Raw genomic sequence first — 16,504 nt, 5'->3', positions numbered from 1 at the left:
CCGCTGGGCTGCGCAGCGGCCCCAAGATTTTGCGGTTGCTACGCAACCGAGCGGGAGCAAGCTCCCTCGCCACAGGTTCATCACAGCGTCAGGAATTGGGTTCCGCTTTATAGCGGCGGGGTTTCCTGGTTCGGCTTGCTCTTGTCGATACCCGGCACGTGCAAGTTGCCCTCGGCCACCTGGTTGCCTTCGAGCTGCGGTTGCGTCACCCAGGTCAGGATGTCGTAGTAGCGACGGATGTTCGCCACGAAATGCACCGGCTCGCCGCCCCGGGCGTAGCCGTAGCGGGTCTTGCTGTACCACTGTTTCTGGGACAGGCGTGGCAGGATCTTCTTCACGTCCAGCCACTTGTTCGGGTTCAGCCCTTCCTTGGCCGCCAGCTTGCGGGCGTCGTCCAGATGGCCGCTGCCCACGTTATAAGCGGCGAGGGCGAACCAGGTGCGGTCCGGTTCCTCGATGCTCTCGTCCAGTTGATCCTTCATGTACGCCAGGTACTTGGCGCCGCCCATGATGCTTTGTTTCGGGTCCAGTCGATTGGACACACCCATGGCCTGGGCGGTGTTCTGGGTCAGCATCATCAGCCCGCGCACGCCGGTCTTGGACGTCACCGCCGGTTGCCACAGCGATTCCTGGTAGCCGATCGCGGCCAGCAGGCGCCAATCGACCTTCTCTTGCTTGGCGTAGGCCTTGAAATGCTGTTCGTATTTGGGCAACCGTTGCTGCAAATGCTGGGCGAAGGTGGTGGCGCCCATGTAGCCGAGGACGTCGACATGGCCGTAATAACGGTCCTTCAGGCGTTGCAGGGTGCCGTTCTTCTGGACCTTGTCGAGGTAACTGTTGATTTCGTTGAGCAGGCTGTTGTCTTCGCCAGGAGCCACTGCCCAGCTCTGGCTGCGGGCGTCGCCCAGGTCGAAGGCCACGCGGACGTTGGGGAAGTACACCTGGTTCATCGCCACTTCGTTGGAATCCACCAGGGTCAGGTCGATCTGGCCTTCATCGACCATGCGCAGCAGGTCGACCACTTCCACCGCGTCGGACTCTTCATACTCGATGCCCGGGTATTGCTGTTTCAACTGGGCCAGCTGTTCGGCGTGGGTGCTGCCCTTGAGCACCATGATCTTCTTGCCGGCCAGGGCGGCGGCGTCGGTGGGGCGCGACTGGCCGTTGCGGTAGATGACCTGCGGAGTGACTTCCAGGTAGGAATGGGAGAAACGCACCTGTTTCTTGCGCTGCTCGCTGCTGACCAGGCCGGCGGCGGCCAATACCGGGCCGTTGGGCTTGCCGATCTGGCTGAACAGGTCGTCGAGGTTGTCGGCGGCCTCGATCTTCAACTCCACCCCCAAATCGTCGGCGAAGCGTTTCACCAGCTCGTATTCGAAGCCGGTTTCACCGTTACGATCCTCAAAGTAGGTGGCGGGGCTGTTTCGGGTAACCACCCGCAGCACGCCATCCTCCTTTACGCGCTCCAGTGTGTTGGGTTTCTCAACACAACCACTGAGCACCAGGAAGAGTCCGGTTGCGATCAGCCACCTGGCGTATCGCGGACGCAAAGCCGTTGGGGAAAACATCTGCGCAGTATACGCAAACGGCCCCTGACGCCATATCTCGACAGCAAAAGGCCAGTCTGCTAGCGGTTGCAAAACATGTCCGCAACACAGGCCGGCCGGGGGGCGCAGGGATTTACGTCGCTGAAAAATATCTCTTCGCCAGCGTTGGCACGGGTGTCCAATACCGCCGTGCGCGCAAAGACCGACATTCGGCCAGCACTGCGCGTGCCGTTTCGGGTGCCGTCGGCGGCGGTTTAGGCTAGAATGCACGGCCTCAAAGCACACCCCCTTCCCGAGGCTGTCCCGAAGATGTTGATCCTGCGCGGCGCTCCTGCCCTTTCTGCCTTTCGCCACAGCAAACTCCTTGAGCAACTGAGCCAGAAGGTTCCGGCTGTCAGTGGCTTGTATGCTGAATTCGCTCACTTCGCCGAAGTCACCGGCGGTTTGACCGGCGACGAACAGCAGGTGCTCGCGCGCCTTCTGAAGTACGGTCCAAGCGTTCCTGTCCAGGAGCCGGCCGGTCGCCTGTTCCTGGTGTTGCCACGTTTCGGCACCATTTCGCCGTGGTCGAGCAAGGCCAGCGACATCGCCCGTAACTGCGGCCTGGCGAAAATCCAGCGCCTGGAGCGCGGCATTGCCTTTTATGTCACCGGTGAATTCAGCGAAGCCGAAGCCCAGTTGATTGCCGAAGGCCTGCATGACCGCATGACCCAGGTCGTACTGGGCAACCTGGAGCAGGCCGCCGGCCTGTTCAGCCACGCCGAACCCAAGCCGCTGACCGCCATCGACGTACTGGGCGGTGGCCGCGGCGCGTTGGAAAAAGCCAACGTCGAGCTGGGCCTGGCCCTGGCCGAAGACGAGATCGATTACCTGGTCAATGCCTTCCAGGGTTTGAAGCGCAACCCCCACGACATCGAACTGATGATGTTCGCCCAGGCCAACTCCGAGCACTGCCGCCACAAGATCTTCAACGCCAGTTGGGACATTGACGGCCAGAGCCAGGAAAAAAGCCTGTTCGGCATGATCAAGAACACCTACCAGATGCACAACGAAGGTGTGCTCTCGGCCTACAAGGACAACGCCGCGGTGATCGTCGGCAACGTCGCCGGCCGCTTCTTCCCGAACCCTGAGACCCGCCAGTACGGTGCGGTCCAGGAGCCGGTGCACATCCTGATGAAGGTCGAGACCCACAACCATCCGACCGCGATCGCTCCGTTCCCGGGCGCGTCCACCGGCTCCGGTGGCGAGATCCGCGACGAAGGCGCCACCGGCCGCGGTGCCAAGCCCAAGGCTGGCCTGACCGGTTTCACCGTGTCGAACCTGCAGATCCCGGGCTTCGAACAACCGTGGGAAAAACCCTACGGCAAGCCTGAGCGCATCGTCGACGCCCTCGACATCATGATCGAAGGCCCACTGGGCGGCGCGGCGTTCAACAACGAATTCGGCCGTCCGGCCCTGACCGGCTACTTCCGTACCTTCGAACAGTCCATCGCCACTCCACGCGGTGAAGAAGTTCGCGGCTACCACAAGCCGATCATGCTCGCGGGCGGCATGGGCAACATCCGCGCCGAACACGTGCAGAAAGGCGAGATCGTGGTCGGCTCCAAGCTGATCGTCCTCGGCGGCCCGGCCATGCTCATCGGCCTGGGCGGCGGTGCAGCATCTTCCATGGCCACCGGCACCAGCTCGGCGGACCTGGACTTCGCGTCGGTCCAGCGGGAAAACCCGGAAATGGAACGCCGTTGCCAGGAAGTCATCGATCGTTGCTGGCAGTTGGGCGAACACAACCCCATCAGCTTCATCCATGACGTCGGCGCGGGCGGCCTGTCCAACGCCTTCCCGGAACTGGTCAACGACGGTGGCCGTGGTGGCCGCTTCGAACTGCGCAACATTCCGAACGACGAGCCGGGCATGGCCCCACACGAAATCTGGAGCAACGAATCCCAGGAGCGTTACGTCCTGGCGGTCGGCCCAACTGATTTCGAGCGCTTCAAGGCCATTTGCGAACGCGAGCGCTGCCCATTCGCCGTGGTTGGCGAAGCCACCGCCGAGCCGCAACTGACCGTGACCGACAGCCACTTCGGCAACAGCCCGGTGGACATGCCGCTGGAAGTGCTGCTGGGCAAAGCCCCGCGCATGCACCGTTCGGCCGTTCGCGAAGCCGAGCTGGGCGACGACTTCGATCCGTCCACCCTCGACCTCGCCGACTCCATCGAGCGCGTCCTGCACCACCCGGCCGTGGCGAGCAAGAGCTTCCTGATCACCATCGGCGACCGCACCATCACCGGCCTCGTGGCCCGTGACCAGATGGTCGGCCCATGGCAAGTGCCGGTGGCCGACGTTGCCGTGACCGCCACCAGCTTCGACGTCTACACCGGCGAAGCCATGGCGATGGGTGAGCGCACGCCGCTGGCACTGCTGGACGCCCCGGCGTCGGGCCGCATGGCGATCGGCGAGACCCTGACCAACCTCGCTGCCTCGCGCATTGGCAAGATCTCCGACATCAAGCTGTCGGCCAACTGGATGTCCGCCGCCGGCCACCCGGGCGAAGACGCCCGCCTGTACGACACCGTCAAGGCCGTCGGCATGGAACTGTGCCCAGAGCTGGGTATTACCATTCCGGTGGGCAAGGACTCCATGTCCATGGCCACGCGCTGGAAAGAAGAGGGCGTGGACAAGAGCGTGACCTCGCCGCTGTCGCTGATCGTGACCGGTTTCGCCCCGGTAACCGACATTCGCCAGACCCTGACCCCGCAGCTGCGCATGGACAAGGGCACCACCGACCTGATCCTGATCGACCTGGGTCGTGGCCAGAACCGCATGGGCGCCTCGATCCTGGCCCAGGTACATGGCAAGCTCGGTTCGCAAGCGCCGGACGTCGACGATGCCGAAGACCTGAAAGCGTTCTTCGCCGTGATCCAGGGCCTCAACGCCGACGGCCACCTGCTGGCCTATCACGACCGTTCCGACGGCGGCCTGCTGACCACCGTGGTGGAAATGGCCTTTGCCGGCCACTGCGGCCTGAACCTGACCCTGGACAGCGTGGCCGAATCGGCCGCTGAGATCCCGGCCATCCTGTTCAACGAAGAATTGGGTGCAGTGATCCAGGTTCGCCAGGACGCCACCCCGGACGTCCTCGCCCAGTTCAGCGCAGCCGGCCTGGCCGACTGCGTCTCGGTGATCGGCCAGCCGATCAACAATGCGCACATCAACATCACCTTCGACGGTGAAATCGTCTTCGAAGGCCAGCGCCGCCTGTTGCAGCGCGAGTGGGCACAGACCAGCTACCAGATCCAGCGCCTGCGCGACAACGCCGAGTGCGCCGAGCAGGAATTCGACGCACTGCTGGAAGAAGACAACCCGGGCCTGAGCGCCAAGCTCAGCTACGACGTCAACCTCGATGTGGCCGCGCCCTACATCAAGAAAGGCATTCGCCCACAAGTGGCGGTCCTGCGCGAGCAGGGCGTCAACGGTCAGGTGGAAATGGCGGCGGCATTCGACCGCGCCGGCTTCAACGCGATCGACGTGCACATGAGCGACATCCTCGCCGGTCGTGTCGACCTGAACGACTTCAAGGGCATGGTCGCCTGTGGCGGCTTCTCCTACGGTGACGTACTCGGCGCCGGTGAAGGCTGGGCCAAGTCGGCGCTGTTCAACAGCCGTGCCCGCGATGCGTTCCAGGGCTTCTTCGAACGCACCGACAGCTTCACCCTCGGCGTGTGCAACGGTTGCCAGATGATGTCCAACCTGCACGAGCTGATCCCAGGCAGCGAGTTCTGGCCGCACTTCGTGCGCAACCGTTCCGAGCAGTTCGAAGCCCGCGTGGCCATGGTCCAGGTGCAAGAATCGAACTCGATCTTCCTGCAAGGCATGGCCGGTTCGCGCATGCCAATCGCCATTGCCCACGGTGAAGGCCATGCGGAGTTCGAAAGCGAAGAAGCGTTGCTTGAAGCCGATCTGTCCGGTTGCGTGGCGCTGCGTTTCGTCGACAACCACGGCAAGGTCACCGAAACCTACCCGGCCAACCCGAACGGCTCGCCGCGCGGGATCACCGGCCTGACCAGCCGCGACGGCCGCGTCACGATCATGATGCCGCACCCGGAGCGTGTGTTCCGTGCCGTGCAGAACTCGTGGCGTTCGGACGACTGGAACGAAGACGCTCCTTGGATGCGCATGTTCCGCAACGCCCGCGTCTGGGTGAACTGAGGCGGTGTACAAGCTCTGCTTCTTCGTCCCGGCCAGCCATGTGGACGAGGTCAAAAACGCCGTATTCGCTGCCGGTGGCGGACGAATCGGCGACTATGACCACTGCGCCTGGCAAGTGCTGGGCCTGGGCCAGTTTCGCCCGTTGGACGGCAGCCAGCCGTTCATTGGCGAGGCAGGGCAGGTCGAGCAGGTCGAGGAGTGGAAGGTGGAGCTGGTTGTCGCTGATGAGTTGATTCGTGCGGTGGTGGAGGCGCTGAAGCAGAGCCATCCCTATGAGACGCCGGCTTATGAAGTGTGGCGGTTGGAGGATTTTTGATCTTCCTGCGCTTGAATCGCTTGAATGAAAAACCCGCTGAGTAGATCGGCGGGTTTTTTATTGGGGGCGAGTTTTGTGTGTATATCCGTTGCTGCGGTCGTGGCGGCTTAGGGTTCCGCCCTTACGGCGGCTCACTTTTTTTCAGACGCCAAAAAAAGTAAGCAAAAAAGGCTTGGCCCCACCACTGGGCACCTCGCCAAGGCTCGGTGTTCCCGAACGAAGGCATTGCTCCGTGGGCCCGCCGCGAAGGGCCATGGCATGCACCTTAAACGCATGTGATGCCCGAACACAAAATTTCTGACAGTCCCCCGTCGTCGGCCCGACCCAGCGGTCGCAAGCTCCCTCGCCATAGCAGGGCGAGGGAGCCTACAAGGGCCTCAAGTGGACCCTCCACCCTGTGTGAAACTATTGGTGGACGTTCTCGAGCCGGCACGCTTCTTTTTCGATGCCAATACACTCGACCGGTGCACTCACGCCTTTCTCGAAACGGCGGGCGTTCATCAACAGGCCTCCCTTGATGCCGCCGATGAACGCATAGGCGCCTTCGCGGGAACCGGCGTTAGGCACCGACAAATCCACCGCCACCACGTTGGGCCTGACTTCATACACCCAGCCGCCGTTTGATGCTTCCCCGGTTGCCCAGAGCTTGGCTTCGCTATAGTCACGAAATGCCACTACGACCGATTTGGCCTCCGGAGACTCCGGCTGCCTCACCGATCTCAAATTCGCTGGCAAAGAGTTCCAGGCCCTTAGACCATGGGCAAGCGCATCCGCGCCTTGCACGGGGTTGATCGTCGTGGAGCCGACGGCCCAAAGGGATTGCTTGGTCGTCACCCATGTCAGCCCCACTGGAGGTGTCAGCTTGTCCCAGTTGATGGAAATCGCGGCGACGTCCTGCATCGACTCGCGGCCGGTGGGTTCACGGTAGTTTGGGTTCGCCTCGCATCTGGCAAGATTGTTTTTTCTGCAGGCCTTCTTGATGAAGTGCGCCTTGACTCCACCTGGGTAGCTGACTTCCTGCTCGCCGGGAAAGTGCCCCCCCGATTGCACCTGGTCGATTCCGTGGGGAGCAGTGAACTCGTACACCCACTCGCTGGCGTAGTGTTGGGCCCAGACCAGGCTGCGCGTTGTGCTGCTGAACACCGTCCGCGCGGACCCGCCCCCGTGGGTGTACCAGTCGTACACCCATTCGTTCTCGGGAAAATTCACGGCTTTGGGCAACAGCCCCTTCTCGAAGGCATCGAGGCCCTGATCCGTCGTATCCCCCCGGTAGAGCGTGTCCATGTCGGTACGCCAGCGCAACGAGGGCTTGGTTTCGCGGATATCCACGCTCGGATCTGCCGTGACCTGGAGCCAGGCGGTGTACCACGGTTCCTCTTTTCCATCTGCCGGCGTTCCGGCGCCCCATGCATCGTGGCCGGGCTGCCACACACACGCGCACGCTACCGCGGCGACGGCTGTCGCCCGGGTAAAACTGTTTGGGGTTGTCATGATCGAAGTCTCATCTTGAGCAGGTGAAGCCCTGTCGAATCACATACGTCATGACTGCCTATGCTTCGACGTGACACGTCTCACTTTGAATTCTGCGGGGCGTCGCGCCACCACATCAGTTTTGAGCGTAGATCAAGGTTGATGAGGCGGTTGCGCTCCGCTTCCGGGACTTGTAGCAAGATGTGAGATCGACACCGTCCCCTGTGGCGAGGGAGCTTGCTCCCGCTGGGGCGCGAAGCGGCCCCAAAACCTGACGACCCGGTGTACCAGGAAAAATGGAGTTGCCTGCCTTGGGTCTGCTGCGCAGCCCAGCGGGAGCAAGCTCCCTCGCCACAGGATTTGTATTGGGTTTGGCAATAATTACGGCCGAATCTCGATCATCGTCCCATCCGGCACCAGGTTCCAGACTTCGCGCATGTCCACATTGCGCATGGCGATGCAGCCGTCGGTCCAGTCCAGCGTATGGAACAACTGCTCAGGATTCTCTTCCGAATCCGGTGTGCCGTGGATCATGATCATGCCGCCGGGCTCGACGCCCTCGCGGCGGGCGCGGGCGGCGTCGCTGATGTTGGGGTAGGAGATGTGCATCGACAGGTAGTAGTTCTCGCTGGTCTTGCGCCAGTCGATCCAATAGAGACCTTCGGGGGTGCGCTTGTCGCCTTCGATCAGCTTGGGGCCTTTCTTCGCGCCTTTGCCCAGAGAGATGCGGTAGGTCCTGAACGGTTGACCGTCGACGATTAATTGCAATTGATGGGCGGACTTGAGCACCAGCACTTTCTCAATGGGCTTGGAGTAAGAGGTCCCCACTGACGTGGCCTGGGACACAGCGCTGAACGACAAGCAAAGCAGGACAAGCAACCAACGCATTGAAACGGTATCCCTAGAAGTGTCGCGGCTAAATGGTTTTCAGGTGTTGGCGGGCTGGGCCAGCGGCGGGATCGATTCGGATCGCACCGGGTAAGCCTCGGCTCGCCGGTCGGCGAAGAAATACTCCAAGGTGCGGCCGACCGTGCGGAAGGCCAACTCATCCCAGGGGATGTCGGCTTCTTCGAACAGTTTCACCTCAAGGCTTTCTGTCCCTGCGGCAAAATCTTCATCCACCAGTTCGGCGCGGAAGAATACATGGACCTGGCTGATGTGCGGTACATCGATCAGCGTATAGATGCGCAGATTGCGAACCCGGGCGCAGGCTTCCTCGGCGGTTTCGCGCTCGGCGGCCTGTTCCACGGTTTCGCCGTTCTCCATGAAGCCCGCCGGCAGCGTCCAATAACCGCGTCGCGGCTCGATGGCGCGTCGGCACAACAGCACCTGGCTGCCCCAGGTCGGTATGCAACCGGCCACGATGTTGGGGTTCTGATAATGGATGGTGTGGCAGGTGTCGCAGACAAAGCGCAGGCGCGAGTCGCCCTCGGGTATGCGCTGGGTCACGGGGTTACCGCACTGGCTGCAGAATTTCATGCTTGGATTCCTGGAGGCTGCGCCTATCTTGGCGTGCGTGGGCCGGTGTCGGCAAGTTGTCGTTTCGCGACACGACGCGGTGCCAGGGGTTGGGCCGCTTGATTGATTGGTGCATGATGCAAGGTAGCGAATGAATCGAGAAGTCTCATGCTGGACGAGCTACTGCATCGAGTAAGCAACCATACCCCGCGCGATCTGCAGGTCGACCGACGTTTTCCTGAGGCCGCGGTGCTGGTGCCGATCAGCCGCCGTGACGATCCGGAGTTGGTGCTGACCCTGCGCGCCAGCGGCCTCTCGACCCATGGCGGCGAAGTGGCGTTCCCCGGCGGGCGTCGGGACCCGGAGGACCCGGACCTGATTTTCACCGCCCTGCGCGAAGCCGAGGAAGAAATCGGCCTGCCCCCCGGCCTGGTGGAAGTGATCGGCCCGTTGAGCCCCTTGATCTCCTTGCATGGCATCAAGGTCACGCCGTATGTCGGGGTGATTCCGGATTTCGTCGAATACCAGGCCAACGATGCCGAGATCGCCGCGGTGTTCAGCGTGCCGCTGGAGTTCTTCCGCAAGGACCCGCGCGAGCACACCCATCGCATCGACTATCAAGGTTGCAGCTGGTACGTGCCCAGCTACCGGTTTGGCGAGTACAAGATCTGGGGCCTGACGGCGATCATGATCGTCGAGCTGGTCAACCTGCTGTTCGACGCCGGTATCGACCTGCACAAGCCACCCAGAAGCTTCATCAATACCTGACGTCCCGAGGAACCCATGAAATACCGCCTGGGCGATGCCCGTGTCGAAACCCACCCACAGAGCTGGGTCGCGCCCAATGCCACCTTGGTGGGCAAAGTGCGCCTCGAAGAGGGCGCCAATGTCTGGTTCAACGCCGTGCTGCGCGGCGACAACGAACTGATCCTGATTGGCAAGGACAGCAATGTGCAGGACGGCACGGTGATGCACACCGACATGGGCTACCCGCTGACCATCGGTACCGGCGTGACCATCGGCCACAACGCCATGCTCCACGGTTGCACAGTGGGCGACTACAGCCTCATCGGCATCAACGCGGTGATTCTCAATGGCGCGAAGATCGGCAAGAACTGCATCATCGGCGCCAATTCTCTGATCGGCGAAGGCAAGGAGATTCCCGACGGCTCACTGGTCATGGGCTCGCCCGGCAAGGTGGTGCGTGAATTGACCGAGGCCCAGAAGAAGATGCTCCAAGCCAGCGCCGCGCACTATGTGCACAATGCCCAGCGCTATGCGCGCGACCTGGCCGAGCAGGAACCATGAGCGCGCCAGAGCGCCCGGTCCCTTCGCCCTGCGTGAGCATCTGCGCGCTGGACGATGACGACATCTGCACCGGTTGCCAGCGCACCGTGGCGGAAATCACCCGGTGGAGCCGGATGGACAACGCCGAGCGCCGCGAGGTGTTAGCGTTGTGTCATGAACGGGCCAAGGCCAGTGGGTTGGTGTGGATGTTGCCGGCGCGGCGGTGATTGTGAACATCATCCCCGATGGGGCACCTATCTGTGGGAGCAAAGCTTGCTCGCGATGCAGGCGCCCTGGTCTTCAGGTGGACCGCGTTATCGTTCATCGCGGGCAAGCCTTGCTCCCACAGGTTTGACTCACGCGGCTATTTCAACGATGCCCACCGATCCACCCCCACTACCGCTAACGCAATCCCCACGAACCCCGCCAATATCCCCCCGGCATTGACGAACACCTGCACATAACCCAGGTTCGCCACGTCGATGAACGGGTAGGGGTAGGCCCCCAGCAAATTGCCGCGCAGCAACAGGTAGGCGAAATACACCACGGGGTAGAGGGCCCACAGTCCGATGTGGCCCAGGCGCAACGTTCCCTTGGGCACCCACAGCCACCAATAGACGATGTACAGCAACGGCACGATGTCGTGCAGCAATTCGTCGGCCACCCACTGCCAGCCTTCGGGTTGCCAGAGGTGACGCAACAGCAGGTTGTAGGCCAGGCTGACCAGGGCGATGTTCACCGCGACGCCACTGCGCACGCTCGGCAACAGGAACCAGCGCCGGACCGGCGAGGGGCGCGGGGTCAGTTCCCAGGTGAGCACCACGGCCACCAGGGTGTTGGTCAACACCGTGAAGAAACTGAACGTGTTCACCAACCCGCCCAGCAGGCTCGCGCCCAGCTCCCAGCGTCCCCACAGGATCAAGTACAGCTGGATGCTCAACCCGGCCCAGCCCAGCAGCGCCGCCACCGACACGAAACGCGGTCGCGGCGTGAGGTGCAGCCCGATACCCATCGCCAAGGTTCAGACCGGCCGTTTGGTGCGCATCAGCTTAATGTACAGGCGTTCGACTTTTTCCCGGGCCCAGGGGGTCTTGCGCAGGAAAGTCAGGCTCGACTTGATGCTCGGATCGCTCTTGAAACAACGAATATCGATGCGTTCGGCCAGGCCTGACCATTCGTAATGTTGCACCAGGGCATTGAGGATCTGCTCCAGCGTCACGCCGTGCAGCGGGTTGTTGTTCGGTTCGTTCATGGAAGGCCTTTGCGCGAAAAGGGTGTAAAGCCGCGCACCTTAGCCGAGGTGCCCTTGTGGTGGAAGCATAGCGTTTGTTATCTCGGTGGCTGCGGCGAACGGGTTCCCACAAGGGAGGGGAGCAATATCTGGCCTTTTTTTACTGAACCATGCCCCTTCTGGATCGTCATCTACAGTGACTACTTGTTGCGCGGGACTCCTTAAACGTCACGGAGAATCACACTATGAGCGCTGAAGGTGCTTCGAGTCGAAGCCGTCTGCTACCGAGCCTGCTCGGCATTCTGCTTCTATTGATGGGCCTGGCCCTGTTGGCCGGGGGAATCAAGCTGAGCACGCTTGGCGGCTCGCTCTATTACCTGCTGGCCGGGATCGGCCTGGCGTTGACCGGCGTGCTGCTGATCATGGCCCGCCGTGCGGCCCTGGGGCTGTACGCGCTGGTGTTGTTCGCCAGTACCGTGTGGGCATTGTGGGAGGTCGGCCTGGATTGGTGGCAACTGGTGCCGCGCCTGGCGATGCTGTTCGCCTTGGGGATTGTCCTGTTGCTGCCGTGGTTCCGCCACCCGCTGCTGAGCGCCGACGCCTCGCCCACGGGCACCCGCGCACTGGGCGCCGCCGTGGTCATTGCCGGTGTCGCAGCGCTGGCCAGCCAGTTCACCAACCCGGGTGAAATCAAGGGGCAACTGGACCGTGACAATGTGCAAGGCATGACCAACACCGCACCGGCCATGCCGGAGGGCGACTGGAATTCCTACGGCCGCAGCGCCCATGGCGACCGTTATTCGCCGCTGGCGCAGATCACCCCGCAGAACGTCAGCAAACTGGTGCCGGCCTGGACCTACCGCACGGGTGACCTGCCAGGGCCGAACGATCCCGGTGAAACCACCGCTGAAAATACCCCGCTGAAGGTCAACGGCATGCTTTACGTGTGCACGCCCCACAGCCAGGTAATCGCCCTGGAGCCTGAGACCGGCAAGGAAATCTGGCGCTTCGATCCGAAGCTGTCCACGCAAAAGGCCGCGAACTTCAAGGGCTGGGCCCACATGACCTGCCGCGGCGTGACTTATCACGACGACGCCGTGTACGCCTCCGCCGAGCAGAGCCCGACCGGCGCCGCCAGCACCGCGCCGGCCAGCACCACCTGCCCGCGGCGGATCTTCCTGCCGACCGCCGACACCCGCCTGATCGCCCTCAATGCCGACACCGGCAAGGTGTGCGAGGACTTCGGCGACAAGGGTCAGGTCGACCTGACCGCCAACATCGGCGGCTTCACGGCCGGCGGTTACTATTCCACGTCGCCACCGGCGGTCACCCAGAACCTGGTGGTGATCGGCGGCCACGTCACCGATAACGTCTCCACCGATGAGCCGAGTGGCGTCATCCGTGCCTACGACGTGCACACCGGCAAGCTGGTGTGGAACTGGGACAGCGGCAAGCCGGACGACACCACGCCGATTGCCGAAGGCCAGACCTACACCCGCAACTCGCCGAACATGTGGTCGATGTTCAGCGTCGACGAAAAACTCGGCATGCTCTACCTGCCGATGGGCAACCAGACCCCCGACCAGTTCGGTGGCCTGCGCACACCGGAGTCGGAAAAATACTCCGCCGGCCTGACCGCCCTGGACATCGCCACCGGCAAGGTGCGCTGGTACTTCCAGTTCACTCACCATGACTTGTGGGACATGGACGTGGGTGGTCAACCGACGCTCATGGACCTGAAGACTGCCGACGGCGTGAAGCCGGCCGTGCTGGCGTCGACCAAGCAAGGCAGCATCTATGTGCTGGACCGCAGCAACGGCCAGCCGATCGTGCCGATCAAGGAAGTCCCGGTGCCGCAAGGCGCGGTGGAAGGCGACCACACTTCGCCGACCCAGCCGATGTCTGACCTGAACCTGGTGCCACCGGTGTTGCACGAGCGCGACATGTGGGGCGTGACGCCGTTCGACCAGATGCTCTGCCGGATCGACTTCAAGTCGCTGCGCTATGACGGCATGTTCACGCCGCCGTCGTTGCAAGGCTCCATCGTCTACCCGGGCAACTTCGGCGTGTTCGACTGGGGCGGCATTTCGGTGGACCCGGTGCGTCAGCTCGCCTTCGTCAACCCGAGCTACATGGCGTTCAAATCCAGACTGGTGCCAGCGGCCGAAGTGGCCGGCGGCCCGGGGCGCAAGAGCGAAACCGAAGGCGTGCAGCCGAACAAGGGCGCGCCCTATGGGGTGATCCTCGAAGCGTTGCTCTCGCCCATGGGCCTGCCGTGCCAGGCGCCTGCCTGGGGTTATGTGGCCGCGGTGGACCTGACCAACAACAAGGTCCTCTGGAAGCACAAGAACGGCACCGTGCGTGACAGCTCGCCGGTCCCGATCCCGCTGAGCATGGGCGTCCCGAGCCTGGGCGGCACGTTCACCACGGCCAGCGGCCTGGCGTTCCTGAGCGGCACCCTCGACCAGTACCTGCGCGCCTATGACGTGAAGAATGGCAAGCAACTGTGGGAAGGCCGCCTGCCCGCCGGTGCCCAGACCACGCCGATGACCTACACCGGCAAGGACGGCAAGCAATATGTGCTGGTCGTGGCGGGTGGTCACGGCTCGCTGGGGACGAAGCAGGGTGACTATGTGATGGCGTACAAACTGCCGGATTGAGCCGCGCGGAGTCTCTTTGAGCACCGGTCTCTGTGGCGAGGGAGCTTGCTCCCGCTGGATGCGTCAGCATCCCCGGCGATGTGATGGCTGGCAAAGCCGGGGGCCGCTTCGCCCGAGGCGTCGGACCGGCCCAGCGGGAGCAAGCTCCCTCGCCACAAGAGTGGTGAGTCTGAAGTTTCTGTGTAAGCAAGAGTGGTGAGTCTGGAGTATCTGTGTAAGCCTGAAACACCTGTGGGAGCAAAGCTTGCTCGCGATTGCTATAGATCAGCCAACATCGATGTCGACTGACCTGGCCCTATCGCGAGCAAGCTTTGCTCCCACATGAAGTTCCCTGCAAATCCCAGCCGCAGTAGGGACTTCCTCGGGTATTACAACTCGACCTTCACCGCCTGCGAAGCCCGGGTTGCCTTGGCGCGGGCGGCTTCGATGGATTCGTCGCGGGCCAGGGCCACGCCCAGGCGGCGTTGGCCGTTGACTTCCGGCTTGCCGAACAGGCGCAGGGCGGTGTCGGGTTCGCTCAGGGCGGCGCCGAGGTTGGCGAAGGCGGTCTGGGTCGAATGGCCTTCCACCAACAGCACCGCCGAGGCCGACGGGCCGAATTGACGGATCAGCGGGATCGGCAAGCCGAGAATGGCGCGGGCATGCAGGGCGAACTGCGACAGGTCCTGGGAGATCAGCGTGACCAGGCCGGTGTCGTGCGGACGCGGCGAGACTTCGCTGAACCACACCTGGTCACCCTTGATGAACAGCTCGACGCCAAACATACCGCGGCCACCCAGGGCCTCGGTCACGGCCTTGGCCACGCGCTCGGATTCGGCCAGGGCCGCCGGGCTCATGGCCTGGGGCTGCCAGGATTCCTGATAGTCGCCCTTTTCCTGACGGTGGCCGACCGGTGCACAGAACGTGGTGCCACCAACGTGACGCACGGTGAGCAAGGTGATTTCGTAGTCGAAATCGATGAAGCCTTCGATGATCACCCGGCCCTTGCCGGCGCGGCCGCCTTCCTGGGCGTAGTCCCAGGCTTTCTGCACGTCATCGCTGCTGCGCAGCAGGCTCTGGCCCTTACCCGAGGAACTCATCACCGGCTTGACCACGCACGGGAAGCCGAGGGTTTCCACAGCCTTGCGGTAGTCTTCCACGGTATCGGCGAAGACATACGGCGAGGTCGGCAGGCCCAGTTCTTCGGCGGCCAGGCGACGGATGCCTTCGCGGTTCATGGTCAATTGCGCGGCGCGGGCCGTCGGGATCACGGTGAAGCCTTCGGCTTCCAGCTCCACCAGGGTGGCGGTGGCGATGGCTTCGATTTCCGGCACGATGAAATGCGGCTTCTCGGCCTCGATCACCGCACGCAGGGCGGCGCCGTCGAGCATGTTGATCACATGGCTGCGATGGGCCACTTGCATGGCCGGCGCGTTGGCGTAGCGATCCACGGCGATCACTTCAACGCCCAGGCGCTGCAGCTCGATTACCACTTCCTTGCCCAGCTCACCGCTGCCACACAACAAAACGCGGGTCGCGGTGGGCGACAAGGGAGTTCCGATACGGGTCATCTGAAGATCCTCAAACAGGAGCGGTCGTCGAGGGTTGCACGCCGGGCGAGCTTCCCGAGGGGAGAAAACGCGGCATTTTACATGAACCGCGGGGTTTGGCTTCAGCCGGCGACGGCCTGTTTGCGCAGACGCCAGGCCATGATCAGCCAGACGACCGTGACCCCGGCGAATTTCGAGAGCAGGGCGGTGGTCACCACCGCAGGCGTCAAGGCGTCGATCAGGCCGAAGAAAATGAACGTGTCGAGGGGAATGCTCAGGGCCGAACTGAGCCACAACCGATCATGCAGCGGGCGCTTGGTGACGGTGAACACCAGCCAGTCGATGCACTCGGACACCGCGAACGCCGTGGCGTTGGCCAAGGCGATGGTCGGGTCGGAGGTGACGTAGGACAACACCAGCGCCACCAGCATCGCGACGATGGCGCCATGGCCGAAACGGGTCTGCACCATGTCGCGCAGGATAAACACCAACCCGCCCCAGGCCGACCAGAGAACGTCCAGGTGCGGCGCGGCGGAAAATGCGAAGTTGATCAGCACGACGCTGCTGATGTAGGCGAGCAGGAAAAGCATGGGGCTGGATACCGGGTGGAATGTGGAGTGACACCCTCAAGGGCAACGATAACCTCGTGGCGAGGGAGCTTGCTCCCGCTGGGCTGCGAAGCAGACCTAAAACCTGACAACTCTATGGATCAGAAAGATCGAGGTGACTGCTTGGGGGGCTGCTGTGAACTGGCCTAATGATTTTGGACACTTCAATCGGGCGCTATGATTGCGCCCAAA

The 16,504-nt window shown here is 62.7% G+C and carries 14 protein-coding genes; 6 read left to right on the top strand and 8 right to left on the bottom strand.

The genetic code is table 11. The features are described from left to right. Positions 1–107: 107 nt before the first annotated feature. Complete coding sequence (gene mltF / locus ACODSJ_RS24150; RefSeq protein ID WP_489104133.1) at positions 108–1,568, bottom strand: membrane-bound lytic murein transglycosylase MltF; 1,461 nt, start codon at positions 1,566–1,568, stop codon at positions 108–110. 288 nt (positions 1,569–1,856) lie between these two features. Between mltF and purL the strand changes: the two genes are divergently transcribed. Both purL and ACODSJ_RS24140 read left to right on the top strand, forming a co-directional pair. Continuing rightward, positions 1,857–5,753, top strand: a complete 3,897-nt coding sequence (purL, locus tag ACODSJ_RS24145) for a phosphoribosylformylglycinamidine synthase (protein WP_489104132.1) — start codon at positions 1,857–1,859, stop codon at positions 5,751–5,753. A 4-nt stretch (positions 5,754–5,757) separates the two neighbouring features. Next, positions 5,758–6,069, top strand: coding sequence for an NGG1p interacting factor NIF3 (locus ACODSJ_RS24140; RefSeq protein ID WP_489104131.1), 312 nt, complete (start codon positions 5,758–5,760; stop codon positions 6,067–6,069). A 405-nt stretch (positions 6,070–6,474) separates the two neighbouring features. Here ACODSJ_RS24140 and ACODSJ_RS24135 read toward each other — a convergent pair whose 3' ends face one another. The 3 genes from ACODSJ_RS24135 to ACODSJ_RS24125 form a co-directional block, all read right to left on the bottom strand. Beyond that, on the bottom strand, positions 6,475–7,560 hold the full coding sequence (locus ACODSJ_RS24135) for a scabin-related ADP-ribosyltransferase (RefSeq protein WP_489104130.1): 1,086 nt from the start codon (positions 7,558–7,560) through the stop codon (positions 6,475–6,477). A gap of 360 nt (positions 7,561–7,920) precedes the next feature. Beyond that, complete coding sequence (locus ACODSJ_RS24130; protein WP_489104129.1) at positions 7,921–8,427, bottom strand: L,D-transpeptidase family protein; 507 nt, start codon at positions 8,425–8,427, stop codon at positions 7,921–7,923. Between the two features lie 39 nt (positions 8,428–8,466). Further along, positions 8,467–9,018 carry an NUDIX hydrolase gene (locus tag ACODSJ_RS24125; protein WP_489104128.1) on the bottom strand — a complete coding sequence of 184 codons (552 nt, stop codon included), beginning with the start codon at positions 9,016–9,018 and terminating at the stop codon, positions 8,467–8,469. A gap of 147 nt (positions 9,019–9,165) precedes the next feature. Here ACODSJ_RS24125 and ACODSJ_RS24120 point away from each other — a divergent pair, with 147 nt between their 5' ends. Genes ACODSJ_RS24120 through ACODSJ_RS24110 form a run of 3 tightly spaced genes read left to right on the top strand, consistent with a single transcriptional unit; the run spans position 9,166 to position 10,511 of the window. Further along, positions 9,166–9,765, top strand: a complete 600-nt coding sequence (locus tag ACODSJ_RS24120; RefSeq protein ID WP_489104127.1) for a CoA pyrophosphatase — start codon at positions 9,166–9,168, stop codon at positions 9,763–9,765. 15 nt (positions 9,766–9,780) lie between these two features. Continuing rightward, positions 9,781–10,305 carry a gamma carbonic anhydrase family protein gene (locus ACODSJ_RS24115; protein WP_489104126.1) on the top strand — a complete coding sequence of 175 codons (525 nt, stop codon included), beginning with the start codon at positions 9,781–9,783 and terminating at the stop codon, positions 10,303–10,305. Beyond that, on the top strand, positions 10,302–10,511 hold the full coding sequence (locus ACODSJ_RS24110) for a DUF1289 domain-containing protein (RefSeq protein WP_489104125.1): 210 nt from the start codon (positions 10,302–10,304) through the stop codon (positions 10,509–10,511). The genes ACODSJ_RS24115 and ACODSJ_RS24110 overlap by 4 nt, the downstream gene beginning before the upstream one ends. Positions 10,512–10,648: 137 nt before the next feature. On the opposite strand, the gene ACODSJ_RS24105 is transcribed toward ACODSJ_RS24110, so the two are convergent. Together ACODSJ_RS24105 and ACODSJ_RS24100 are read right to left on the bottom strand one after the other, a co-directional pair. Continuing rightward, the gene (locus ACODSJ_RS24105) at positions 10,649–11,296 is read right to left on the bottom strand and encodes a Pr6Pr family membrane protein (protein ID WP_489104124.1); all 648 of its coding nucleotides are present in this window, start codon (positions 11,294–11,296) and stop codon (positions 10,649–10,651) included. A gap of 9 nt (positions 11,297–11,305) precedes the next feature. Then, positions 11,306–11,536, bottom strand: coding sequence for a VF530 family protein (locus ACODSJ_RS24100; RefSeq protein ID WP_135847012.1), 231 nt, complete (start codon positions 11,534–11,536; stop codon positions 11,306–11,308). A 224-nt stretch (positions 11,537–11,760) separates the two neighbouring features. Between ACODSJ_RS24100 and ACODSJ_RS24095 the strand changes: the two genes are divergently transcribed. Next, on the top strand, positions 11,761–14,175 hold the full coding sequence (locus tag ACODSJ_RS24095; RefSeq protein WP_489104123.1) for a glucose/quinate/shikimate family membrane-bound PQQ-dependent dehydrogenase: 2,415 nt from the start codon (positions 11,761–11,763) through the stop codon (positions 14,173–14,175). 368 nt (positions 14,176–14,543) lie between these two features. Here the strand turns inward: ACODSJ_RS24095 and purT are convergent, their stop codons facing one another. Further along, positions 14,544–15,725 (bottom strand): formate-dependent phosphoribosylglycinamide formyltransferase, encoded by a 1,182-nt coding sequence (gene purT, locus ACODSJ_RS24090; protein ID WP_489104122.1) that lies wholly within the window; start codon positions 15,723–15,725, stop codon positions 14,544–14,546. Positions 15,726–15,826: 101 nt separating this feature from the next. After that, a complete protein-coding gene (locus ACODSJ_RS24085) occupies positions 15,827–16,294 on the bottom strand; it encodes a preQ0 transporter (protein WP_489104121.1) in 468 nt (155 codons plus the stop codon). Between the last annotated feature and the right edge of the window lie 210 nt (positions 16,295–16,504).

It is taken from the genome of Pseudomonas sp. FG6 (assembly GCF_057809015.1).
This window is presented reverse-complemented; position numbering and strand designations above follow the sequence as displayed.